The sequence below is a fragment of the Pseudoxanthomonas sp. LH2527 genome, from assembly GCF_022539275.1.
Classification (GTDB): domain Bacteria; phylum Pseudomonadota; class Gammaproteobacteria; order Xanthomonadales; family Xanthomonadaceae; genus Pseudoxanthomonas_A.
This window is the reverse complement of the sequence record NZ_JAKZBW010000028.1, coordinates 33208-57914: the sequence shown is the minus strand read 5'-3', so window position 1 is coordinate 57914 and position 24707 is coordinate 33208. Positions and strand designations below refer to the sequence as shown.

Genomic DNA, 24707 nt, shown 5'->3' with positions numbered 1-24707 from the left:
ACTGTTCGGGCGTGTGCAGGGAGATTCCGGCGTGGCGAGCTTGCTCTCCCGCGGTCGTAGCACCCAAGGTGTGACGCTCGACCACGCCGGCTCTCGGCATCTAATCTGGCAGATCGCCAAGAGATAAAGGTGCCGAAGGCGGATGAGGGGCGCTGTTGCCTTTGCGTCTGCCGACGACCACGCAATCGCAGCGCTGGCCTCCCCTCGTCCCCTACGGCGACGTCCCCGACGCCTCCGCAGGCAATTCAGGCAACACCGGCGCCTCGTCACTGTCGGCCATGCGGTCGAACTCGGACAGCGGGCTGTCGGTCGGGCATTCGGCATCCGGGAAGCCGAACCGCGTGCGCAGCGCCAGTCCGCAGGCCTGCATCTCGTCCAGCCCCGCGCCGGCGGTCTTGCACTCGCCATCGAAGCTGCGCATGAAGGCATCGCGACGCAGCACGAAGTCCTCGCCGCAGCGACGCATCAGCCGCAGCCGGTCCAGGTCGTCCTGCGCGGCGTTGGTGCCGTCCAGGCCGTATTCCTGCAGTTCGTCCTTGCTCAGCAGGCGCAGGCGGCGGTTGGGCACCGTCATCATCAGGTCGGCGATCGCGACCGCCACGCCGTTGCGCTCCAGGTAGTCCTTGACGCGCCCGTAGACACCGCGCAGTTCGTCGTTGAGCTCGGCGCGCGTGGTGGCGGTGGAGCTCATGCGGATGATGCGGTGCACGCCCACCTTGCCGGAGATCAGGCGGTTGTCGCCCGCCCCCAGCACGAAAACGCAGGCGCTGTGGCAGATCGAACCCTCGCGTACCCAGATGGTCCAGCCATCCGCGCCGATGACGTCGCCGGCCTTGATCGCGTCCTCGACCTGTCCGCCGGCCGAATCGAGGTCGAGGATGCGCTTGTGGATGCCCATGCGGCCGGCGATGTCGGCCACCCGCGCGACCAGATCGGTGAAATCGGCGGCGATCTTGCCCTGATAGCGCAGCCGCAGCACGCCGCCCTTCTGGCACGGCGACAACGCGTCGACCACGCTGAAGAAGGCGAGCGACTGCAGCGGGGCGCCATCGCCGCTGTCGGTGTTGTATTCGGCCTGGCAGCTGACCCGGGCCTCGCCGGACGCCACCGTCGCGGTCGGCCAGTCGGTCGGCAACCCTTCCGCCGGTGCCTTGGCCGGCGCGGCCGGCGGACCGGACGAGACCGCACCATCGCCGCGTTCCGCCTGCTGCGCCGGGGTGTCCTGCGCCGGCGCCGCGGCGGTCGGGGCTTCGGCCATGGCATCGGGTGCAGCGTCCTGGTCCGGCGGACGACAGGCGGCCAACAGCACGACGGTCAGCAACGCAGCACGGGCAAGAAAAGGAGGGCGGGACAACATCCGGTCGATCACGTCACGACGCCAGGCCGCGAAGGCCGGGCATGAAGGGGAGCGGCTAGTCTAGGGTCAAACCCGGCGCGCGGACCCACCGTGCGATGAATCCGCCGCGCGCACCGCTTACAACAGCGCCCACAGCAGCTGCAGCAGGCCCCACAGCGACACGCCCCAGATCAGCGTGCGCAGGTAGGGAATGCCGGCGGCATACACCGGCACATAGGCCAGCCGCGCCCAGAAATAGCACTGCGCACCCAGCGCCGTGGTGGCATCGCCCCGCTCCAGCACCACCACCGCGAGCGCGGCGGCGGCGAAGAACGGAAACGTCTCCAGGAAGTTGCGCAGCGCGCGGTCGACCCGCGCGGCCACACCGGTCGGCGGCGGCAACGTCGCGTCGCGTGCGCCGACATTCCAGCCCAGCCCGCGCTGCCGGGTGATCAGCGCCGCGCCCAGCAGCACGTGGACCAGCCCCAGCGCGACGGACCAGGCGAGCATCTTCAGTTCGATCGGCATGACGGCACTCCCCGGTGGTGGTGCCCCACTCTAGCGCGGACGTCCATGCGGCTGCGGCCCCTGCCAGTTCCCCGGACGGGACCAGGCAAGCGCGCACGGCGTCGGCACGGGGCTGGCCGACATATCCAGCGTCGTCTGTCGCCCATGCCGCGCGCGACGCATCAGGACCGGGGCGTACGTGTTCAGGCAGGCGGAGGGGTGGCGCGCGCGATCCGCGGGCGCACGTAAAGAGCGACGCCGGTCACAGCCCTGCGCCGTGCATCTCCGCAAGCGGCACACGCCAATGCCGGTGCACCGAACCCGCGGGGCGACACGCTGTCGGTGCACGGGAACGCCACCGATGGCGCGCGCACTACACGCATTTCGTCCGTGCGCCATCGGTGGCGGCTCACGCCAGGACATCCTTGCCTGCGACATGCCGGCTGCATTCGAGGAACAACACGACCGTGCTTGCGGCTTGCCGGTGATTTGGGTATCACAGTGCCACGGGGCGTCGGCCCCGCAGGGGAATGCATTGGCAATACACCAGGACCTTCGGCGTCCCGTCCAGTGGGCGCAGCGCTTTGCGGCTGCGTTCGCGTGGCTGTTGGCCGCCGCGTTCATCCTGGTGGACGCCGGCGACGGCCATGTCCTCGACGACAGCGTGCCGGTGGTGGGCGTGCTGGTGGCCATCGCCACCTGGCGCAGCACGCAGCGGCCGGTGCGGCTGGCGGTGGCCGGGCTGCTGACCGCGCTGCTGCTGATCCACCTGTGGCAGTTCCACGCGCTGGGCACCTGCCTGGTGCTGACGGCCGCCACGATCATCGCCTGGATGCGGGTCTGCCGTGGCTTCTGGCCCGAGTTCGTGATGCGCGTCTTCGCCGCCGCGCTGCTGCTGCTGGCGATACAGCCGGTGCTGGGCGCCCTGCAGGCCGGCGGTGCGGCGGCGGAGATCAGCTGGTCGCTGTCGCTGTCGGCGCTGGCGATGTTCCTGCTGGTGTACACGCCGTCGCTGCGTGCCGGCCGCTCGCTGGAGACCAGTACGGAACTGGTGGCCTTCGTGCTGGCGTTCGCGGTGATCGCCCTGGTCGGCTGGCATGTCCCGGGCAGCCTGGTCGGCAAGATGGGCGTGGACTTCCCGCCGATGCGCCCGATCTCCACGCTGTGCGTGGCGCTGGTGGCGCTGGCCCTGCTGCTGCGCCATCGGGGCGAGGAACGTGCGGCCTGGATCATCCTGTCCGTGGTCACCGTGCCCGTGCTGCTCACGCTGCTGCAGACCCTGGGCGACATCACCACGCCGGCCAACGCGCTGCTGCACCGGCTGGGCTGGCTGCCGCGCGCGACCACGCCGCTGATCGGCGGCTATACCGACTATGGCGTGCTGACCGCCTGGCTGGCGGTGGCCGCGCTGCCGCAATCGCTGCAGCGCTGGGAGAACCTGCGCTGGGGCATCACCCGCGGCCTCGGCATCGCAATGGCGTCTGTCGCCGGCATGGCGGCGCTGGGCCTGCTGATCCAGTTGCCGTACCACCGCGAAGGCCTGTCGATCTACCAGGTCTCGCTGACGGCGTCGGCGCAACTGGTGGCGCTGGGGCTGGCGCTGGCCGTCGCCGGCGAGAACTCGCTGCGCGAGCGCCTGTTCGGCGTGCTGCCGATGGCGGCGGCGCTGGTGCTGGGCGGCCTGTACTGGAGCGCCGCCACCGCCGACCGCGATGCGATGGCGCGCAACATCATGAAGACGCAGGCCGCGACCTCGACACCGACCTTCATGCGCGGCATCGAACTGCGCCGCGGCGCCCTGCGCCAGCTGTCGGTCTCGCTGGCCGCCGCCCAGCCCGCCGCCGCGCAGACCCTGTTCGACCACTACGTCGCCGACATGGTGCAGGCGTTCGCCGCGTTCCGGGTGGTGCGCAGCGTGGGCGACGGCAGCGAGTTCCGCTGGGTGCTGCCCGGTTTCGAGGCGCCGGTGGCGCCCTCGCCGCCGGTGCCGGTCGCCGATGCCGGCCACCTGCAGGCGGTCGACGGCGGTTGGTGGCTGACCGTCGACACGCCCGGGCGGCGGACGCAGGCGTTCATCGCGCTGGACGACTTCGTCAGGACGCTGAGCAAGGCGGTGCTGTCAGACCGACCGGTGCGGGCGACGGCCGCCGGCATGCCGACGCTGGAGCAGGGCCAGCCGCGGGGCGCACCGCTGTCGATCGAGCGCGTCGTCCTGCCCGGCCACGAGGTGCAGCTCGAACTGTGGGCGCCACCCGCGCTGACCTCGTTCACGCTGCCGCGGGCGCTGATCGTCGGCGGCCTCAGCAGCGGCCTGCTGATCGCGTTCGTGCTGTTCCTGCTCGACATCTCGCGCCGGCGTTCGTCGGAAGCGGCCGAAACCGCGCGCTCGCTGCTGCTGGAAACCGAGCGCCGTCTCGACGCGCAGCGCCGCCTCAACGACGCGGCCGCGCTGGACAGCGCCACCGGCCTGCCCCGCTTCTCGGCGCAGGCCAACCAGATCAACGAGCGGATCGCCCTGCCCTCGGCGTACGGCCACAGCCTGGCCATTGTCGACCTGGACGGCTTCGGCATGGTCAACGATTCGTTCGGCCACGACGGCGGCGACGAAGTGCTGCGGCGCATGGGCCAGCGCATCCTGGCGGCCTGCGATGGCCAGGGCAGCGTCTACCGTTACGGCGGCGAGGGCTTCCTCGCCCACTTCCCCGACGTCGACATCGACCAGCTCACGCGGCTGGCCGAAGACATCCGCCGCGCCGTGGGCCAGCCCATCGCGCTGTACTCCACGCATCCGTCGTTCACCGTCACCGCCAGCATCGGGCTGGCGCACGCGCCCGAACACGGCGCCGACCTGCAGACGCTGCTGCGCAGCGCCGACGACGCCCGCCACCTGGCCAAGCGTGCCGGCCGCAACCAGGTGCGGCTCCCATCGGCCAGCGCCCAGCAGGAAGCCAACGACCGCCTGAGCCGCGTCACCGCGCTGCGCGAGGCGGTGGCGCGCGGCCAGTTGCGGCTCGTCTACCAGCCGGTGGTGGCCGGCGATACCTCGCTGCTCACCGGGTTCGAGGCCCTCGCGCGCTGGCGGCATCCGGCCTGGGGGGAGGTGCCGCCGTCGGTCTTCATTCCGCTGGCGGAAAGCGCGGGGCTGATGGAGGACATCGGCCACTTCGTGCTGGAACAGGCCTGCCAGCAGCTGGCGCACTGGCGCGGCATGGGCCTGCGGACGCTGGGCATGGCGGTCAACCTGTCGCCCAGCCAGCTGGGCCAACCCACGCTGGCGCCGTGGATCGCCGAGTGCCTGCGGCGCCACGAACTGCCGGCCGACGCCCTGACCCTGGAACTCACCGAAAGCGTGCTGGTGGAAGACATGGGCGCCGCGCAGCAGATGCTGCAGACGCTGCACGGCCTGGGCGTGCGGCTGGCGCTGGACGATTTCGGCACCGGCTACTCCAGCATGTCCTACCTGCAGCGCCTGCCGCTGGACATCATCAAGATCGACCGCAGCTTCGTCGACGGCATCGCCGCCGAGAGCACCGACCGCGCGATCGCGCGCACCATCCTCGTGCTGGCGCACGAGATGGGCCTGCGCACCATCGCCGAGGGGGTGGAGACGGCCGAACAGATGCGCGCGCTGCAGCAGATGGGCTGCGACGAGATGCAGGGCTATTTCTTCGGCCGTCCGATGGAAGTCGACGAAGCCACCTCGCTGGCCCGCGGCGAACTGCGCCAGGCGGCGACCTGACGCTCAGCCGCGCAGCAGGCCCGCCATCGCGGTCGCACTGCCGCTGTCGGGGAACACCCGTGCATCCAGCACCGCGCGGGCGATGCCCAGGTGGTCACCCAGCACGCCCTTGAAGACGCTGCGCAGGTCCGTCGTCGCACGCAGGTCGCGGCCCTCGTTGAGCTGCGACGGCGACAGGCCCGGCCAGTCGCCGGCAACGCGACCGCCGGCGACGGCACCGCCGGCCAGCATCGCCAGCGTCCCGATGCCGTGATCGGTACCGCCGGAGCCATTGACGGCGGCCGTGCGGCCGAATTCGGTCACCACCATCACCACCGTGCGCGACCACTGCGTGCCGATGCCCTCGTGGAACTGGCGCAGGCCCTGGTCCAGTTCGGCCAGCTTGCGCGCCAGCACCGGACCCTGCTGGGCATGCGTATCCCAGCCGCTGTTCTCGACGAAGCCGATGCGCGGACCGTCGGCCGGCGCCATGAACCGCGCCGCGGCCGCCATCGCCTGCGGCAGCCGCGCGACATTGCCGCCGCCCTGCATGCCCTGCGCGGCCACGGCCTGCTGGAACGGATGCGCCAGCTGCGCATCGGCGGCATACAGCGTCCGCAGGCGCTGCAGCAGGATCGGGTTGACGTCCTCGGGCAGCGGCGGCGACCACGTGGTCGCCTCGGCGGGGCCGCGCAGGATCAGCGGCATCACCGCGCTGACCGACAGGGCGCGCGACGCCGGCAGCGCGGCCACGCAGCGGTTGAGCCAGCCGCTGGACGCACCGCCGGCCGCGGTGCCGTTCTCCAGGTTGTCCTGCGCCTCGAAGTGCGAGCGCTGGCGATACGGCGGCGCCACGGCGACGACCGGCAACCATTCGCGGCGTGCGTGCAGTTCATGGCAGAACGCCAGCGCCGGATGCAGGGCGAAGTCGGCATCGAGCCGGCGAGCCTCCTTCACCATCAGCGCGCCGCGCACGCTCGCCAGGTGCGGATCGCCGACCGGGATGACGGCATGCATCCCGTCCAGACCGCCGCGCAGCAGCACGACAAGCAAGCGTGTGTCCTGCGCATCGGCGGCGCGCGCCAGTCGCGGCGACAGGCTGAGCGTGGTCGCGGCAGCCCCGGCCGCGAGGAAATGGCGTCGGGTCAGTTTCATGGTCAACTCCTCCACTGGAAGGCGGGACTGGCGAACAGCAGTGCCAGCCCTTCCCGCGGTGACTCGGCACGGCGCAGCGCCTGTGCGGTGTCCGCATCCAGGTGCGGGCCGAACAGGCCGTCGGCGATGCGCAGCGGATCCGGATCTGCAACGGTGTCGGCCAGCGCCTGCGCTGCCTGGATGCGCTTCCACACCGCGTCGGCGCCACTCCACTCCGCCGCCTCGTCGGCAAAGCCGGCCGGCGAGCGCGGCGTGAACGGCGGCTGCCCCAACCTGCCCAGCAAGCCGATCAGCGCGCGCGGTGGGTCGCCCGGTAGCGTGCCGGTGGCGCGCAGCGCCGACACGACGAAATCGTCCGGCGTCTTCAGCTTGCGCGCGTCGGCCGCCCAGGCGTCGGGACTGTCGATCATCGCCGCGTATACGGGACGCAACGCGCCGCCGCTGCGCATCCACGCGTCGGCCATGCGATCCACCAGCGTGCGCGGCGGTGCGTCGCTGACGAAATGCCGCGCCAACTTGCCGCAGACGTGGCGCGCGGTGGCAGGGTGCAGCGCCAGGTCACGCAGGATGGTCCGGCCCTGAGCTTCGCCCGCTGCCGCATAGCGCTGCCCGAGCACCCGGCGTGCGCCGGCCTCGTGCGCGTTTGCGCGGAACCGGAACGCCGTGGTGGCGCCCGCGTCGAGATCGCGCGGCAACGGCACGCTCCAGCCGGTGATCGCACGCGCGAGTTCGCGCACGTCGTCCTGCGTGTAGCCGCCGTCGACACCGAGCGTGTGCAGCTCAAGGATCTCGCGCGCCAGGTTCTCGTTGAGGCCCGAGCGCGGCATGTCGTCGTCTTCGCTGTTGCGACGCTGGCGCTGCGCCAGGCGCGACTGCTCGCCCACCGAGCGGACGTTGTCCAGGTAGCGCAGCATGGCGGGATGCTGTTCCACCGCGATCAGCAGGTCGGCGAAGTGGCCCGCCACGTGCGGGCGTATCGCTTCGCGTTCCATGGGTGCGGCATACAGCGCCGCCGTCCGCTTGTCGGCGGAGACGGCGAAGTGGTTCGACCAGAACCGCACCAGCCGTTCGACGAAATCCTGCTCGGTGGCGACCGCCTGCCGGTACCGCCAACCCAGTTCCGCCCATTGCGATCGGCCGAAGCGCTCGCGGAATCCCATCGCGGCATCGCCGTCATTGCTGCGTGCTTCGCGCCGCGCACGCAGGTAGTCGTATTCCTGCCGAAGATAATACGCACTGCCCGGCAAGGCCGGTGGCGGCACGACTGCGGGCGCATCGAGCTGGGCATGCAGCCAGCGCCGCGGATCGCCGATGCGGTCCAGCGTGCCGGGTCGCGCGCCCAGGCCGAAGCGGTGGGCGGTGCTGAGGGTTTCGCGGCGGATCATCGCGGGCTCCGAGGGACGACAAGGGTTCAACGCCCCATCCGCGCCGGCGTTGACACGCGCGACCTCACGGTCAGCGATGTCGACGCGGTTTCACCCGACTGAATGCGCGGCGCTACCCGCGGTGCAGTTGCGCAATGAACGCGCGCCCCGCCGGACCCGGCGGCGCCTCCTTGCGCCACACCGCGCGCATCGGCATCTGTGCGTAGCGCGCGTCCATATCGTCGATGCTGAGGAACCGTCACCCGCCAGCGACGCTACACGATGTTGCACAGGCCGGCTTGGCGCCTTCGACTGCCGCGCGCGCCATCCTTCATCAGCGCAGATGGTCGCAGACCGCGGAGCGGCCGGCGCGCAAGGGGCGCGCGAAGGTTGCCGGCACAGGCTTCATCGGGACCAGCGTCGGCGACGGCGAAGGAATGTTCTGGTATTGCGATGACGTGCGCTCTTCCGCGCGCGATCCATCAAACAAGCCCTCGCCGAATGCGACTAAGCCCGCCATCCATGCATGGATGGCCTGTCGGGCGCGCCGGATAGCCATCTGTGGCGCCCATCTCCGTAGCGCACGCGCGTCCCCCGCTAATGCACCCGCGCGATGGTTGACGAGGGGCGTGGGTGTATCGACTACAGGGAGTTTCGGAAGTGCCACTGACGCTGAAGCACCCGATACCGGCGGGATGAGCGGCATGTTGCCGCCGTTGCCGGAGGGCACCATGGGTTGACCGCCGTTGACGCGGAATCCAACCTTGCGCCCGGTACCGGTGCGCACATAGACGCCGCTGTTGCCTTCGCGAAGCACCAAGTCGAGATGGCCATCGCCATTGACGTCGCCGATCGCAACGGGATTGAACGCGTAGTTGTAGCTGCCACCTCCGGCATAGCGTGCCTCGGTGGTCAGGCCGCGCGACGGACTCTGCTGGAAATAACCGAATGAAGCATTGTTCACGTGGAGGACGATCAGATCCTGTCGGCCGTCACGATCGACGTCCGCAATCAGCAGGTTGTCCGGCTCGGGAGCGGTCGCCAGCGCGATCCTCTGGAACTGCCCGGCAAACCGCTGGTAGAGGATATGTACGTCTGCATTCGTCCTCGTGCGATTGCGCGTGACCGCGATGTCGAGCATGCCATCGCCATCCAGGTCTCCCACTGCCAGATTCGCTTTTCCGTTGCCGGACGCGGGATAAAGGGCGGCAGACAGGAAGCCGGACTGGCCGTCGTGCAGGAGCAGTGCGGCGCCGCCATCATCCGCGCCGGTAACGGTGTAGCCCAGCACGAGGTCAGGCAACCCGTCCCCGCTGAAATCACCGGCCGCCATGCTGCCGAACGGAAGGAACGGCAGCGCGATGAAGTCCCGACGGAACGCGTGCGGCCCACTGCCCAGGTAAACACTCAGGCCTGCTTGCGTGCTGCCGGGCGCCTCCAGGCTGCGCGCGACCACATCCTTGCTGCCATCGCGATTGACGTCCATCACCAGCAGCCGGTCCGCCGGCGCGCCGTGATGGCCACTGAACGACACGAGTTGGAACGGTCCCGCCCGTGATCCCCTGATCAGACCAATGCCGTTCCCCTGCGCGATCAGGATGTCCGCAATGCGGTCGCCGTCGATATCGGTGACCGCCAGGCCGCCTCCATGAAAATCCTCGATGGAGGGAGGCCGGACGACGGCCGGAAAGTCGACGTATGCGGGTGCCGACAACTTCCCCTCAGCGGTCTGCAGCATGATCCCTACCCGGCTCGGGATGTTGCCGCTCTGCTCGTTCGAGGCGTTCTTCGCCGTGGAGAACGCGACATCGTCACGACCATCGGCATTGAAGTCGCCGGTCACCATGTCCTTGTAGGAATTGGCGTAGCGGTTGATCTGGCCGAAGAAGGCACCGATACCGGGCGGCGGCTGAGGGTGCGGAACCGGATCGAGGCGACGGACACGCGCGTTGTACCTGTCGGCGATCAGCAGGCTGCCCGTGGCATCCAGCGCGATGCCCGACGGACCGTAGAGCAACGCCTGGGTCGCGGGACCGCCATCGCCACCAAAGCCGTAGGTCGTGTTCCGCCGGCCGTCACGCGTGTCCTGCGTGCCTGCCACATGGTGCATACCGCCCTCCGGCGTGACCATCTGGATGGTATGGCTCGTCGAGATATAGACATTGTCCCTTCCGTCGATCGCGACGTCACGGACGTTGTCCATCCTGCTGGTAGCGGCCGGATCGCCGCTGAACATTCCATTGCCCGCAACCGTCATGATGGTGCCGTCGCGGTCTATCCGGCTGACCAGGAAGTCATGCACCACGTAGATGTCGCCCCGCGACGAGACGGCAAGGCCCACTGGATTGCCGAGGTCGGCCTGCGTGGCAGGTCCACCCATGCCGCCATACCCATTTGCTCCCGTGCCGGCTATCGTGGTGATCGTGCCGCCCGGCGTGATCCGGCGAATGCGATGGTTGCCAAAGTCTGCGATGTAGACGTTGCCTGCGGCATCGACTTCCACATCCGCAGGGTCATAGAGCCGTGCAGCCGTGGCCGGCCCGCCATCGCCGCTGTAGCCACGCGTACCGGTGCCTGCGATCGTGGAAATGATGCCGTTCTGGGTGACCTTGCGTATCCGCGAACCAGCATGGTCGGCGATGTAGAGGTTTCCAGCGGCATCCATTGCGATGGCAGCCGGCTGCATGCCTGCCGCAGTCGCAGCCCCACCATCGCCGCTGTATACCGTCGAGCCGTTGCCCGCCACGGTGGTGATGGTTCCATTGCCGGAGATCTTCCTGACGCGGGCATGCCCGACGTCGGCGACGTAGGTATTGCCTTGCCCATCGATCGCAACGTCGACGGGTTGGCCGAACGCCGCCTGCGTTGCAGGGCCGCCATCGCCCAACTGACTACCGCCTCCGGCGACACTTACCAGTGCGGGCGAGGTTGACGATGACGCCTGCGACAGCACCGGCAACAGCATCGCCAGCAGCAGGCCCCTCAACATCCGGCGTCCACGCACCGTGCTCTTCTCGTTCCGGCCATCCGAGACAGCCGCCCAGCTTCCCTGCATATCCATACGCCCTCCCCGAGAACTGCACTATAGGCAGGAGCTCCCTGCATCGACAAGGCTGGCCGGTTGCCCTCGCAGAAGGCGTTTAGCGCCTTTTTATGACGTCGACGCGTCCGGGCCCCGCTCTGTCGTCTGCAACAACGCGACGTCCGTTCCGCCTTGGCAACGTCGCGTCCGTGCATTGGCAACATGACTCTTTGTGACAGCAACGTAATCGCAACCTGCCAGCGCCAGCGATCAGTGCCGTTAACGCCGGGCAGTCGTATTCACCGCGCTTCGACAGCACATGGCGCAGGCCACTGGCGATCCCTCCGGCGCCGTTACGCAATTCGATAGATGGGAAGCGCCGAAATGCACGGGCTACTGCCGCGGTCGACCGATGGAGATCGACTAAGCCACCACTGCAGCGCGCTGGACGCGCTTCGCATCGTTACTCGTGCGCCTCGTGCAATTGCGCAATGAACGCACGCCCCGCCGGACCCGGCGGCGCCTCCTTGCGCCATACCGCGCGCATCGGCATCTGTGCGTAGCGCGGGTCGGCGTTTGCGAGGTGCACGCGGGCGAGTCGACCGGCCGCGAGGTCTTCTTCGACGATGTGCATCGGCATGTGGCCCCAGCCGAGGCCGGCGCGCAGGAACGCGTGCTTCGCGCCGAGGTCCGCGAGCCGCCACGTCAGCGGCGACTGCACCGCGAAGTCGCGCCCAGTCGTCAACGGCGTGCGGTCGGTGAGTACCAGTTGCACATGCTTGACCAGCGTCCTGGTCGGCACCGCACCGCGTACGCGCGCCATGGCGTGCGAGGGAGCGACCACGGTGACGAACGGCACCGGCGGCAGCGGCTCCACCGCCAGTTCGTCCGGCAGCTCCGGCAGCGAGCCCACCACGCCGATCCGGCAGGTGCCGTCGAGCACCGGCTGGATCACGCCGCCCAGCACTTCCACGTACAAACGCAGCGGCGTGTGCGGGAACGCTGTGCCGCTGTGCGCGGCGGCGCGGGTCAATGCCTGCATCGGGAACATCACGTCCACCGCCACCGAGAGTTCCGGTTCAAGCCCTTCGGCCACGCTGCGGGCGCGCGCCTTGAAGGTGTCCATGTGCTCGGCCACCGCGCGCGCTTCCACCAGCAGGGCGCGGCCGGCGTCGGTGAGCTGCGGATAGCGGGCGCTGCGGTCGAACAGGCGTACGCCCAGTTGCAGCTCCAGGTTGGCCAGGGTCTGGCTGACCACCGATTGCGCGCGCCGCAGCTTGCGCCCGGCCGCGGAGAAGCTGCCCTGCTCGGCCGCCGCGATGAAGGTGCGCAGCTGGTCGAGGGTGACGGCGTCAAGCATGTATCGCTCCAAACGATGGATTTCATCGAAATATATAGGCTTCCGGGATGCATGGCGACGGCCTAACCTGCGCCCCGTACCCGCTGCACCCACCCATTCCCAGGAGTCCACCATGTCCACTGTCACCGCCGTCCCGTCCACCACCCGCCTTCCCGCCCTGCGTGGCGCCGCCGATCTGGCCGGCCGCACGCTGCTCGCCTCGCTGTTCGTCATCTCCGGCCTCGGCAAGCTGGCCGCCTACGCCGGCACCGCCGGTTACATGGCCTCCGTCGGCGTCCCCGGCGCGCTGTTGCCGCTGGTCATCGCGCTGGAAGTCCTTGGCGGCCTGGCCATCGTCGCCGGTTACCGCACCCGCATCGTCGCCAGCCTGCTGGCCGCGTTCTCGATTGCCAGCGCGGTGCTGTTCCACAGCAACCTGGGCGATCAGGTCCAGCAGATCATGTTCCTGAAGAACATCGCGATCGCCGGCGGCTTCATCCTGCTGGCCGCACGCGGCGCCGGCGGCTGGAGCGTCGACAACCGCTGATCGCGCTCGTCCTGCTGCACCACGGACGCCGGCCTCGCGCCGGCGTCTTCGTGTCCGGGCGCGGCGTGGCCCGCACGCGGGTACAAGCTGCGTCGCCGTGGGTGTGCCAGCGTGCAGGCTGTCCCGCCGCTGGAGTGCCGCATGCCCGGTCGCCTCGTCCCCACCCTGTGCATCGCAGGCCTGCTCGCCTGCGCGACCGCACCGGCGGCGGCAACGGACATGGCACGGCTGCCGACGACGCTCTTCGCGCTGCTGCCTGTCGATGTGCGCCACCCGGAAAGCCTGGCGACCGATCCGGCGAGCGGCGAGGTCTATGCCGCCACGTTCGACGCACGCGAGCCGGCCACGGTGCGCAAGAACCAGTTGCTGCGCTTCGATGCCGAAGGCCGGCTGCTGGCGCAACGCGATTTCGGCGCGACACCCCTCACTGGCATCGCCTTCCGCGACGGCAAGCTGTACGTGCTGAACTTCGGCGCATCGAAACTGCAGCGCCTCGATGCGCGGTTCACGGCCGACACGCCGATCGAGGACCTCGCCACCTTCACCGCGTTGACGCCACCCGCACCGCCGGCGCGCCGCATCGACAATCCGGACGGCAGCCACGACAGTCTCCAGTTCGGATCGGCCGGCTTTCCCGCGATCAACGGACTGGTCTTCGACCGTGCCGGGACGCTGTACGTGTCGGACTCGTTCCAGGGCGCGATCTTCCGCATCGCCAACGCGACGACGTGCAAACCGTGCCGCGTCGAGCGGTTCGCACGCGACCCGCTGCTCGCGACCACCGGTGCACTGCCCTTCGGTGCGAACGGACTGGCATTCAACGCGGACGAATCGATCCTCTACATCAACAACGCCGGTGATGGCCGGGTACTGCGCTGGCGCATGCCGGCGGGCGGGATCGACGTGCTCGCGGAGGGCGTGTATGGCGCCGACGGCCTGCTGTTCCATGACGGACTGCTGTGGGTATCGGCGAACCAGATCGACACCGTCGTTGCGCTGGACGAGCGGGGCCGCGTGCGCCATCGCGCCAGCGATTTCCTCGGCGTGGCCGATGACGGCATGCCGCGCGGACTGCTGTTTCCCGCCGCGACCGTGGTGCAGGGACGCCGCATGATCGTCGCCAACCTCGCCCTTCCCCTCACGCCTGCCGTCGGCGACGAGTGGGAAGAAGACGTCACGCGCTGGACTCTCGTCGCTTTCGACCTGCCCCTCCCCTCTCCCTGACCGAGGCATCCCCATGCTCAACATCACCCCGTTCGGCTGGTTCCACACCGCCATCAGCCTCGTCTCGTTGTTCGGTGGCCTGTATGCGCTGCTGCGCTACCACGACATCCGCTACGCCACACCGCTGGGCAAAACCTACACCTGGTTCACCGTGGCCACCTGCCTGACCAGCTTCTTCCTGATGCGCACCGGCAAGCTCAGCGAAGCGCACGGGCTGACCGTGCTGACACTGGTCGTGCTTGCGGTGGCGATATTGCTGGGACGTAATGCGGTGCTCGGCTCCTGGCGGCATGTTGCGGCCTCGCTGGCGTTCACGCTGACGGTGTACTTCCACTTCATCCCCGGTTTCACCGAAACGCTGACGCGCGTGCCGATCGGTGCGCCACTGGTATCGGGCCCGCAGGATCCGCTGCTGCAGAAGCTGGTAGGCGGCACGTTCCTGCTGTTCGTCGCCGGCATGGCGCTGCAGGTGCGTGCCCTGCGACGTGGCCGTCCGCCGCTCCCCCACCCCGCCACCTGAAGCACCGGACGCAGCGCCATGCTGGTGTCGCTGCCGACGCTCGACGCGCTGCTGGACACCTACGCGCCGAAGCTCGGCGCCGACGCCAGCGGGTACCGGAACCATACGTACCGGGTGGCGAACTTCTTCTGGCGACTCTCGCCCGGCGATGCGGAGATGCTGCAGAAGCTCGGCATTGCATTGGCCTTCCACGACCTGGGCATCTGGACGGCCGGCACCTTCGACTACCTGCCGCCGTCGCGCCAGTTGGCGCGGGAGCACCTGCAGGTGATCGGCCGGCCCGCATGGCAGCCGGAAGTGGACGCGATGATCGACCACCACCACAAGATCACGGCCACGCCTGCGGGCATGCCGGCCAGCGTGGAAGCGTTCCGGCGTGCGGACTGGATCGACGTCAGCCTGGGCATGCTCCGCTTCGGCGTGCCCCGCGAATTCGTGCGCGAGGTGATGGCCACCTTCCCCGACGCCGGCTTCCATCGCCGGCTGGCCTCGCTGACTCTGCGGCGCCTGTGCCGGCACCCGCTCTCGCCGTTGCCGATGATGCGGTGGTAGCGATACCCGCCACTTTCGCCGACGGACGGTTGGCGACTTGCGCAATCGCCACCGGGACGCGCAGATCGCCTCGCTGGTGCATGAAGCGCAGGCCATCGCAGCGGTGGAAGAGACGCAGCCACTTCGTCCTGCCGCCGCCGGTTGCGATGCTAACGGCTGCCTGATGCCCGGCTGATGCCAGCTGGCCGGTCCTTTGCGGTCACGGCGTTCACAGGACACAGGGGCTTCACGGCGCGTTCGCGCCGCTCAGGTTTGGATAGCACCATGCACCGCTCGACCGCCCCGTTCCCCTTCCTGCACCGGCTGGCCTTCATGGGTCTCGGCGTGATGCTGGCGCTGGTCGGCGGCTCGCTGTTTCCCTGACGCGGGCGACCTAGGGCGGGCTGTACAGGCAGCCGACGGACGAAGACCCGGATCATGCCGGGCGCTCCATCGAAAGCAGCGCCCGACCCTCATCCGCCCGCGCACGCTTCACGACACCGGATCGCGTGCGATGTCTCGCCCCATCATCATCTCGATGACGCGCGCGGAGCCGCCTTCGTGGAAGCCCGTCTGCGGCGCGAAACCGGGCGGGTTGTGGAAGGTGCCGAACAGCAGATCGAATACCGGCAGTTCGGAATAGTTGTGCCGGTGCGCGCCGCGCGCATGGTGCCAGGAGTGCATTTCGGGACGCTCGATGAACCAGCCCAGCCAGCGTGGCGTGCGCACGTTGGTGTGGGTCAGCATCGCCAGCAGCGTCGCCGCCAGCAGGGCGAAGGTGGTGGCCTCGGCGCTCAGGCCGACGACCAGCGTCAGGGCAAGGCTGCCGACCGCCGTCCAGCCCAGCGTGTCGGCCGGACTGAACCAGAAGGTGCTGAACGTATCCAGCCGCTCTGCGCTGTGGTGCATCTGGTGGCCGAAGCGCCACAGCAGGTCGCTGGCATGCAGCGCCCGGTGCCATGCATACGCGAGCGCCTGGTAGACCAGCAGTCCGATCAGCCCGCCCAGCGGCCACGCCAGGTGGCTCAGGTCGAACAGTTGCAGGGGCAGCAGGTACTGCGTCCACAGCATCGGCAGGTAGGACGACAGCAGGAAGTAGAACACCGCCGCCAGCAGGCCTCGCGTGCGCCAGCGCGCGATGCGCGGCAATGTGCGGGCGGGGGCGATCGCCTCCCAAAGCATCAGCACGGCATACATGCCGAAGAAGACGAACGACAGCGGATGAAGCAGGAGTTCCAGGGGCGATGGCATGGCGGTGGCGGCTCTGTTCTACTACGGGGGAGGCGGCACGATACGGGCCGCCCGCCCACTGCACCGCAGCCATTTCCGCCGCCAACCTGACATTTCCGTCATGCCGCGCCGCGCACGCCCCAGCATTGCCCTGCTCGCTACCCACGGCGCCGCGGCCTCGGTCCTGTACGGCATGTACGACCTGTTCAATTCCGCGGGACGCGACTGGCCGGCGATGGTCGGGCAGCCGCCGGGCGCTTCGGTGTTCCGTCCGATCGTGGCGGCGCGCGAGACCACGCCGTTGCCCGTCGTCAACGGCATCGTGGTGACCCCGGAAGTCGCCCTGCGCGACCTGCCCGCGCCCGACTTCATCTGCATTCCGGACCTGGCGGTGTATCCCGGCGACATCAGCCTGCACGACTACCACCAGGAAGCCACGTGGCTGCGGGAATGCCATGCCCGCGGCTCGGTGATCGCCGCCGCCTGCACCGGCGCGCTGCTGCTGGCCGACACCGGCCTGCTGGACGGTCGCGATGCCACCACCCATTGGGCGTACTGCGATGCGATGGCCGAGCGGCATCCCAGCGTGAAGGTGCATCCGCAGCGCGTGGTCGTCACCGCCGGGCCCGATCAACGGTTGGTGATGGGCGGCGGCGGTTCCAGTTGGCAGGACCTCGCCCTCTACCTGATCGCGCGCGTGGCCGGCATCGAGTGCGCCATGCAGACCGCGCGCGTGTTCCTGATCGACTGGCACCAGACCGGCCAGCAGCCCTACGCCAGCCTGGCGCGTACGCGCACCAGCTCGGACACCGCGGTCACCCATGCGCAGGTCTGGATCGCGCAGCACTACGACACGCCCGCGCCCGTTGCCGGCATGCTGCAGGCCAGCGGACTGGCCGAGCGCACCTTCGCTCGCCGGTTCCAGCAGGCGACGGGCCTGTCGCCGCTCGAGTACGTGCATACGCTGCGGCTGGAAGAAGCCAAGCAGCATCTTGAAGCCGGCGACGATTCGGTCGAGGCCATCGCCCAGGCCGTGGGCTACGAGGATGCCGCGTACTTCAGCCGCCTGTTCCGGCGCAAGGTCGGCCTTTCGCCCGCGCAGTACCGGCGGCGCTTCGGCGGCATGCGGCGCATGCTCCAGCAGGCGGGCGCCCCGCCTGCCGGGTGACGGCGAGCGCGCACACGCGCTCACGCGCGCCGCAACGACCAGAATCCGATGTCGCGCATCACGCGATAGCCCAGGCGCTCGTACAGCTGCAGCGCACGCGTGTTCTCGCGGCTCACGTGCAGGAACGGCTGCACGCCGCGCGCCAGCGTCTGGTTGGTCAGCCACGCCGTCAGGTGTCGTGCATAGCCGCGACCACTGAAGTCCGGATGCGTGCAGATCGCGCTCATCTCGCGGCTGTCGGCGCTGCCCAGGCGCTCGCCGATCATCGCGGCGAGCCGGCCGTCCTCGTAGATGCCGAAGTAGCGCCCCAGCTCCACCGTACGCGTGCGGAAGTAATGCGGGTACACGAGTGCCGTCAGCGCCAGCACCTCGTCGCGCTGGGCCGGGCCGAGCGGCACGATCTCCGGACCGCCCGCCGTCGTCAGCGGCGTGTCGCACACCATCTGCGCCAGCGGACGGAACGCCTGCAGCATCCAGCCCGCGGGCGCGGCGGGCGCCACGCCCAGCAGGTACACCGACTCGGCCGGGGCGACCATGCGTTCGAGCGCCTCGGCGGGCAACACGTGGGGCGAGGCCACACCGAGGAACGGCGCGAAGTCGGCGGGATAGCGCGCCACGTCGCCCACCCGCAGCGCGATGTCGCGGTGGATCGAATCCAGTGCCGACCAGAACGGGTTGTCGAGCGCGGTATCCATGGTGGTCGTAGCCGGAAGAAGTCCCGATTATCCACACCGGCGTCTGCTCGCACAGCACCGTCGTGCATCGGAACGGCGCGCTCCGTATGCTGCGCGCATGACACCGCCTCTCGTCCACCGCGTGCCACGCCGCATCCTCGCGATGCTCGGCATGCTGCTGCTCGCCGGCTGCGTGACCGCGCCGCCCGTGCCGACCCGCCCGCCCGCCGACACCCGCAGCGAGATCGTCCGCAAGATGCCGGCCAAGGTCGCCGACCGCGAACGCTGGGCGGCCGACATCGAAACCGCGTTCGCCGCGCAGCGGATTCCGCCGAACACCGAGAACATCTGCGCGGTGCTGGCCGTCACCGAACAGGAATCGGGCTACGTGGCCAATCCCGCCGTCGCCAACCTGCCGAAGATCGCGCGTGGCGAGATCGACCGCCGCGCCGCCGCCCTGCACGTGCCGAAGTTCGTCGTCGACGCTGCGCTGGCATTGCGTTCGCCCGATGGCCGCACGTATGCCGAGCGGCTGCGCACGGTGCGCACCGAGCGCGACCTCAGCGACATCTATCAGGACATGATCGGAAGCGTGCCGCTGGGCAAGCGGCTGTTCACCGACTTCAATCCGGTGCAGACCGGCGGGCCGATGCAGGTCGGCATTCCCTTCGCCGAATCGAAAGCCGCCGGATATCCGTATCCGATCGAAGGCAGCATCCGCGACGAGGTGTTCACCCGCCGCGGCGGCCTGTACTTCGGCATCGCCCACCTGTTGGGCTACGAGACGCCTTACACGCGCAAGGTGCATCGTTTCGCCGACTACAACGCCGGCTGGTACGCGAGCCGCAATGCCGCGTTCCAGAGCGCGGTCGGCATCGCCACCGGCACCACGCTCGCGCTCGACGGCGACCTGCTGACCCCGGGCGCGCCGCTGGACAAGCCCGGCCAGACCGAGCGCGCCGTGCGCCAGCTGGCCGATGCGCTACGCATGGACGACCGCGCCATCCGCGACGCGCTGGAACGCGGCAACCGGCTGGACTTCGGCGATACCGATCTCTACGCACGCGTCTACGCGCTGGCCGAAGCGCGCGCAGGCAAGCCGCTGGCGCGCGCGATGATCCCGGGCATCAAGCTGGAAAGTCCGAAGATCACCCGCGAACTGACCACCGCGTGGTTCGCCACGCGGGTGGACGAACGCTACCGCCACTGCCTGCAGCGCTGAGCGACCGTCAGCCGCCCAGCCCGCCCCATCCGCGCGCGAACGCCTGCCACGACTGAGTGCCCGGCACCGCGTGCATCAGCACGAAGTTGACCACGAACACCAGCGTGACGAAGCGGAACACGCCGCGCCCGCGCGGTGCGGCGCGCTCGAACCACATCAGCAGCGCCAGCACCGCGAACGTCAGCGCGTAGCCGCCCCACGAAGGATTGAAGCGGACGCCTTCGGGCAGCAGCGCCAGCATCAGGCGCGCCATCGCCGGATCGATCATCACCAGCGCCGTCGCCACCATGTAGCGTGCGTGCAGCGCGGGATCGCGGCGGTGACGGATGGCCAGGCCCCAGAACAGCGCCAGCATCAGCGATGCCGCCGTGCCCAGATACAGCAGCATCGCCTGCAGGCCGAACATCTCCGGCGGCGCAGCCGCCATCCGCACCTGCGACAGCCACAGCGCCGTCACCAGCACGCCGGGCATCACGCCATAGGAAAGCCGGCCGACCCGGCGATGCAGCGCCAGCCGCTGCGTGCGTATCAGCCAGGGCTGCACCAGCAGCATCGCCATCCAGGCCAGCATCAAGCCGGCATGCAGATGGGTCAGTGCCTCGGCCAGCGCCAGCCGACTGAAATACGTCTTCCAGAAACCGGCCAGCACCAGCAGCGCCAGCGCCCCGACCCACACCATGCTGCCGATGCCCCACAGGCCCGGCCCGCGCACTGCCGCGCCCGTTGCAGAAACCACCATCACGCCACCTTCGTCCCGGTCGTGGCAGGTTGAACGCCCCGGTCGGCGGCCACCGGCCAGCCGCTTGTCGAATTCCACGACACCCGCTCGTCGCGTTCAGGAAGGCGCCATTCCGGCGCCGCATCCCCCGGAGGATTTCCATGCCGTATATCGATGGTTTCGTCGCCGCCGTGCCCACCGCCAACAAGCAGAAGTTCATCGACCATGCGAACCACGGCGATCCCGTGTTCATCGAACAGGGCGCGACGCGCGTGGTCGAATGCTGGGGCGACGACGTGCCCGACGGCAAGGTCACCGACTTCCGCAAGGCCGTGCAGGCCAAGGACGACGAGGCGGTGGTGTTCTCGTGGATCGAATGGCCGGACAAGGCCACGCGCGACGCCGGCATGAAGAAAATGATGGACGACCCGCGCATGTCGCCGGAGAACAATCCCATGCCGTTCGACGGCAAGCGGCTGATCTACGGGGGCTTCGTGCCGACGCTGGAACTCGGCGATGCCGCCACGGCGATGTCGTACGTGGACGGCTTCATCATCGCCGCCCCCACCACGGGCAAGACGGCGTTCACCGACTACGCCACCACCTTCGACACGATTTTCATGGGCTATGGCGCCACGCGCATCATCGAAGCGTGGGGCGACGACGTGCCCGACGGCAAGGTCACCGACTTCCGCAAGGCGGTGCAGGCGAAGGGCGACGAAACCCCGGCCTTCTCCTGGGTGGAGTGGCCCGACAAGGCCACGCGCGACGCCGGCATGCAGAAGATGATGGAAGACCCGCGCATGGATCCGTCGAACAAGGACAACCCGCCGATGCCGTTCGACGGACAGCGCATGGTGTTCGGCGGTTTCACCCCGGTGGTCGAACTGCGCGCCTGATCCCTCATGCCGGAGGCCGCGCGAGTGCGGCCTCCGGTGTCGGTGGAACGATGTCCGTGCGCCGCTCCCGACATCGGCGCAGGCGAACGCGCGACGCGGACACCGCCCACACGCCCGACGCACCTTGAAGCAAGAGAACGGTGTGCGCTTCTGCACGCACGCGCTTGTACACGCGTGTATGCGCTTTCGATACGACGCATGCACAACCGTGGCGCATCGCGCACCACCTCTGTGCGCGACTGAAAAACCGTATGGAAACAGCCGCATTCCGTACATAACGACGATTACCTTTGTGTCGCCGCACGTCGGCGTGTGATCGAGGCCTCACTTCACGCACTTCGCCGCCCCCTAAGGTGGATGCGGTAACGCAACGCAGTTGCACACGGGCGTTACGCCGGTTACCGATGTGATTGGGACAGCGCTTCCTTCATTGCGTCCCGCACACGAGAAGACCCACCACTTCCAACGCACTATTCAGGGGCGAATCGCATGGGCAAGAGAGAGCAGCCGTACGCACGTGTTTCCCGGACGCCGCTGGCGTCCGCAGTAAGAGCCGCCCTGGTCGCCGCCGCTCTGGTCGGCAGCGCAACCGCCGGCGCACAGACGGCAGACGCACCGCCGGAACCGCCCCCCGCAACCACCAGCGGCGAAGCGACCACGCTCGACACGGTCTCCGTGCTGGGCAGTCGCGGGCAGCCGCGCACGGTGTCGTCGTCGGCGGTGCCGATCGACATCATCGGCGCGGAGGAATTCCGCAACCAGGGCGCCACCGATGCGCTCGACCAGCTGCGCGTGCTGGTGCCGTCGTTCAACGTCAGCACCATCCCGATCGATGACGCCGCCAGTCTGGTCCGTCCCGCCAACCTGCGCGGACTGCCACCGGACAACACGCTGGTGCTGGTCAACGGCAAGCGCTTCCATCGTTCCGCGGTGATCACCTTCCTCGGCCACGGCCTGTCCGACGGCTCGCAAGGCCCCGACCTGTCGGTGTTCCCGTCGCTGGCGCTGGAACAGGTGGAAGTGCTGCGCGACGGCGCGGCCGCGCAATACGGATCGGATGCCATCGCCGGCGTGATCAACTTCGGCCTGAAGAAGATCAGCGAAGGCGGCGCCTTCGAGGCGTTCGCCGGGCAGTACTACGAGGGCGACGGCTTCACCACGCAGTACTCCGCACAGATCGGCCTGCCGCTGACCGCACGCGGCTATGCCACCCTGACCGCCGAATGGCGTCAGGCCGACGACACCTCGCGCAGCGTGCAACGCGACGATGCCGCCGCCGCCATCGCCGCCGGCTATCCGGGCGTGCCGGTACCGGCGCAGATCTGGGGCTCGCCGAAGGTGGACGACGACCTCAAGTTCGTCGCCAACCTGGGCATCAGCGGCGACAGCGTCGATGTCTATCTGTTCGGCAACTATGCGCAGCGCGAAGTCGACGGCGGCTTCTACTTCCGCGATCCCACTGCGCGCTCGGGCGTGTATTCCAACGACGGCGGCGAAACGCTGCTGATCGGCGACACCACCGGTGCCGGCGGCTGCCCGACCATCGCCCTGCGCGATGCCAACGGCAACCTGATTCCGTACAGCACGGTCAGCACGGCGGTCGGCGCACTGCCCGCCAACTGCTTCACCTTCCTGTCCACGCTGCCGGGCGGCTTCACCCCGCGGTTCGGCGGCAGCCTGGAAGACATGTCGGTGGTCGGTGGCGTCAAGGGTACGTGGGGCAACGACTGGCATTGGGATGCCAGCGTGACGTACGGCCGCAACGATATCGACTTCACCATCTACAACACCGTCAACGCATCGCTCGGTGCTGCGCAACCGGCCGGCCTGCGCTTCAGTCCCGGCGGCAACACGCAGACCGAGAAGGGCGTGAACTTCGACGTCGGCCGCGATATCGAGACGACCTTCACCGCGCAGCCGCTGCGCCTGTCCGCCGGTGCGGAGTGGCGCGAGGAAAGCTTCGAGGTCAAGGCCGGCGACGCCGCCTCCACCGGCATCGGCCCGCTGACCCAGCAGGGCTTCGCGCTGGGCTCCAACGGCTTCAACGGCTTCAGCCCGCGCACCGCCGGCGAGTGGGACCGCCGGAACTGGGCGGTCTACCTGGACATGGAAGCGCAGTTCACCGAGCAGCTGCTGCTGGCCGCCGCGGTGCGCCACGAGGACTTCGACGATTTCGGCAGCACCACCAACGGCAAGCTCACCGCGCGCTTCGATGTCTCCGACACGTTCGCCCTGCGCGGCGCGTACAACACCGGTTTCCGTGCGCCCACCCCGGGCCAGGCCAACATCAGCCAGATCAGCACGGCGTTCAACGGCAGCGTGCTGGAGGACATCGCCACGCTGCCGCCGACCAATCCCATCGCCATCCTGAAGGGCGCGCAGGCCTTGACGCCCGAGGAGTCGAAGAACCTCTCGCTGGGCATGGTGTGGAGCAGCGGCGACTGGCTGGTCACGCTGGATGGCTACCGCATCGAAGTGGAAGACCGCATCGCCCTGAGCACCAGCTTCGCCCTGACGGCGGCCGAACGCGATGCGCTGGTGGCGTCGGGCAATCCGGAGGCGGCATCGCTGAATTCGGTGACCTACTTCGGCAACGCGTTCGACACCACCACGACCGGTGTTGACCTGGTGACGAGCGTGGAGACAGACCACTTCGGCGGCACCACCACGTACTCGCTGGCGGCGAACTGGAACCGGACCGAGGTGGACCGCTACGACGCCAACTTCATCAACGAGGCCCGCGTCTACAAGATCGAGGAATCGCTGCCGAAGACCAAGGGCTACTTCAGCATCAACCACAAGCGCGAGGTGTTCCACGCCAACCTGCGGATGGGTTACTACGGGTCGTGGTACGAGGACCACCTGGACAGCGGCGCCATCAGCATCGCCGACGGCGGCCTGCCGATCTACGAGGACAGCCAGGTGATCGTGGATGCCGAGGTCGGCTGGACCTTCGCCTCGGGCCTGTACGTCAATGTCGGTGCGCAGAACCTGTTCGACGAAACCCCGGACGACAATCCCTGGGGTGCCTCGGTGGCCGGTGCCGCCTATCCGGTGCACTCGCCGTACGGCTTCAACGGCGGCTTCTATTACGCCCGCGTGGGCTGGAAGTTCTGACCGATCGATGGAGGCCGGTGTCCTGCACGGACGCCGGCCTCCCTATCAACCCGAGGTCGCCCTGCGCGACCTCGTTCGATGCCTTCGCGACCCGCGCATGCTTCTACGGATAGCCGGGATGGTGGCGTCAACGCACGTGCCGCGCCATCCACAGCGGACACCTGCCCAGTTCCACCGGTGCCGGCAGCACCTTCAGCCGCAGATCGCGTGAGCTCTCCGCAGATCAGGGTCGGCAGCGTGGCGCGGTAATCGGTCGCGGCCACCCGTTCCGGGATCGACAGGACGTTTACGTCACCGACACGGCGACTTAGCGCAGCAACCTCTTTTTTTCACGATCTGGAACAGGCCGGTGCGCAGCGTGCCTGGCGGGACTCGGACGGTTTGGATGACAGCCGGACAGCGACCCGTCACACCAA

19 protein-coding genes and 1 pseudogene are annotated in these 24707 nt (G+C 68.9%); 11 read left to right on the top strand and 9 right to left on the bottom strand.

Annotated features, from left to right (window positions below; genetic code table 11):
• Positions 1–211 precede the first annotated feature (211 nt).
• Together MMG85_RS14890 and MMG85_RS14885 are read right to left on the bottom strand one after the other, a co-directional pair.
• Complete coding sequence (locus MMG85_RS14890; protein ID WP_241046734.1) at positions 212–1357, bottom strand: hypothetical protein; 1146 nt, start codon at positions 1355–1357, stop codon at positions 212–214.
• Between the two features lie 117 nt (positions 1358–1474).
• A complete protein-coding gene (locus tag MMG85_RS14885) occupies positions 1475–1864 on the bottom strand; it encodes an MAPEG family protein (protein ID WP_241046733.1) in 390 nt (129 codons plus the stop codon).
• A 586-nt stretch (positions 1865–2450) separates the two neighbouring features.
• On the opposite strand from MMG85_RS14885, the gene MMG85_RS14880 reads away from it, so the two are divergent.
• The gene (locus tag MMG85_RS14880; protein ID WP_241046732.1) at positions 2451–5582 is read left to right on the top strand and encodes a bifunctional diguanylate cyclase/phosphodiesterase; all 3132 of its coding nucleotides are present in this window, start codon (positions 2451–2453) and stop codon (positions 5580–5582) included.
• 3 nt (positions 5583–5585) lie between these two features.
• On the opposite strand, the gene MMG85_RS14875 is transcribed toward MMG85_RS14880, so the two are convergent.
• The 4 genes from MMG85_RS14875 to MMG85_RS14860 form a co-directional block, all read right to left on the bottom strand.
• Entirely contained in the window at positions 5586–6716 is a 1131-nt protein-coding gene (locus MMG85_RS14875) for a DUF1501 domain-containing protein (RefSeq protein ID WP_241046731.1), read from the bottom strand.
• A 2-nt stretch (positions 6717–6718) separates the two neighbouring features.
• Positions 6719–8101: a DUF1800 domain-containing protein gene (locus MMG85_RS14870; RefSeq protein WP_241046730.1), complete on the bottom strand. Its 1383-nt coding sequence runs from the start codon at positions 8099–8101 to the stop codon at positions 6719–6721.
• 313 nt (positions 8102–8414) lie between these two features.
• Positions 8415–11141 (bottom strand): FG-GAP-like repeat-containing protein, encoded by a 2727-nt coding sequence (locus MMG85_RS14865; RefSeq protein WP_241046729.1) that lies wholly within the window; start codon positions 11139–11141, stop codon positions 8415–8417.
• 424 nt (positions 11142–11565) lie between these two features.
• Complete coding sequence (locus MMG85_RS14860; protein ID WP_241046728.1) at positions 11566–12462, bottom strand: LysR family transcriptional regulator; 897 nt, start codon at positions 12460–12462, stop codon at positions 11566–11568.
• A gap of 112 nt (positions 12463–12574) precedes the next feature.
• On the opposite strand from MMG85_RS14860, the gene MMG85_RS14855 reads away from it, so the two are divergent.
• The 5 genes from MMG85_RS14855 to MMG85_RS14835 all read left to right on the top strand — a co-directional run bounded on the left by MMG85_RS14855 (position 12575) and on the right by MMG85_RS14835 (position 15459).
• Entirely contained in the window at positions 12575–12988 is a 414-nt protein-coding gene (locus tag MMG85_RS14855) for a DoxX family protein (protein WP_241046727.1), read from the top strand.
• 141 nt (positions 12989–13129) lie between these two features.
• A complete protein-coding gene (locus MMG85_RS14850) occupies positions 13130–14212 on the top strand; it encodes a hypothetical protein (RefSeq protein ID WP_241046726.1) in 1083 nt (360 codons plus the stop codon).
• A gap of 13 nt (positions 14213–14225) precedes the next feature.
• A complete protein-coding gene (locus MMG85_RS14845) occupies positions 14226–14732 on the top strand; it encodes a hypothetical protein (protein WP_241046725.1) in 507 nt (168 codons plus the stop codon).
• A gap of 18 nt (positions 14733–14750) precedes the next feature.
• On the top strand, positions 14751–15284 hold the full coding sequence (locus MMG85_RS14840; protein WP_241046724.1) for a hypothetical protein: 534 nt from the start codon (positions 14751–14753) through the stop codon (positions 15282–15284).
• 37 nt (positions 15285–15321) lie between these two features.
• Complete coding sequence (locus tag MMG85_RS14835; RefSeq protein WP_241046723.1) at positions 15322–15459, top strand: hypothetical protein; 138 nt, start codon at positions 15322–15324, stop codon at positions 15457–15459.
• A gap of 296 nt (positions 15460–15755) precedes the next feature.
• Here MMG85_RS14835 and MMG85_RS14830 read toward each other — a convergent pair whose 3' ends face one another.
• Entirely contained in the window at positions 15756–16514 is a 759-nt protein-coding gene (locus MMG85_RS14830) for a sterol desaturase family protein (RefSeq protein ID WP_241046722.1), read from the bottom strand.
• Between the two features lie 100 nt (positions 16515–16614).
• Between MMG85_RS14830 and MMG85_RS14825 the strand changes: the two genes are divergently transcribed.
• A complete protein-coding gene (locus MMG85_RS14825; protein ID WP_241046721.1) occupies positions 16615–17661 on the top strand; it encodes a helix-turn-helix domain-containing protein in 1047 nt (348 codons plus the stop codon).
• Positions 17662–17681: 20 nt separating this feature from the next.
• On the opposite strand, the gene MMG85_RS14820 is transcribed toward MMG85_RS14825, so the two are convergent.
• Positions 17682–18356 (bottom strand): GNAT family N-acetyltransferase, encoded by a 675-nt coding sequence (locus MMG85_RS14820; protein WP_241046720.1) that lies wholly within the window; start codon positions 18354–18356, stop codon positions 17682–17684.
• Between the two features lie 97 nt (positions 18357–18453).
• On the opposite strand from MMG85_RS14820, the gene MMG85_RS14815 reads away from it, so the two are divergent.
• The gene (locus MMG85_RS14815) at positions 18454–19557 is read left to right on the top strand and encodes a DUF1615 domain-containing protein (protein ID WP_241046719.1); all 1104 of its coding nucleotides are present in this window, start codon (positions 18454–18456) and stop codon (positions 19555–19557) included.
• Positions 19558–19564: 7 nt separating this feature from the next.
• Here the strand turns inward: MMG85_RS14815 and MMG85_RS14810 are convergent, their stop codons facing one another.
• The gene (locus tag MMG85_RS14810; RefSeq protein WP_241046718.1) at positions 19565–20374 is read right to left on the bottom strand and encodes a hypothetical protein; all 810 of its coding nucleotides are present in this window, start codon (positions 20372–20374) and stop codon (positions 19565–19567) included.
• Positions 20375–20436: 62 nt separating this feature from the next.
• On the opposite strand from MMG85_RS14810, the pseudogene MMG85_RS14805 reads away from it, so the two are divergent.
• From MMG85_RS14805 to MMG85_RS14795, 3 genes and pseudogenes are all read left to right on the top strand, one after another.
• A pseudogene (locus MMG85_RS14805) lies at positions 20437–20799 on the top strand (DUF1428 domain-containing protein); the annotation flags it as partial.
• Positions 20800–20805: 6 nt separating this feature from the next.
• Positions 20806–21174 carry a DUF1428 domain-containing protein gene (locus MMG85_RS14800; RefSeq protein ID WP_241046735.1) on the top strand — a complete coding sequence of 123 codons (369 nt, stop codon included), beginning with the start codon at positions 20806–20808 and terminating at the stop codon, positions 21172–21174.
• Positions 21175–21663: 489 nt separating this feature from the next.
• Positions 21664–24291 (top strand): TonB-dependent receptor, encoded by a 2628-nt coding sequence (locus MMG85_RS14795; RefSeq protein ID WP_241046717.1) that lies wholly within the window; start codon positions 21664–21666, stop codon positions 24289–24291.
• The last annotated feature ends 416 nt before the right edge of the window (positions 24292–24707 follow it).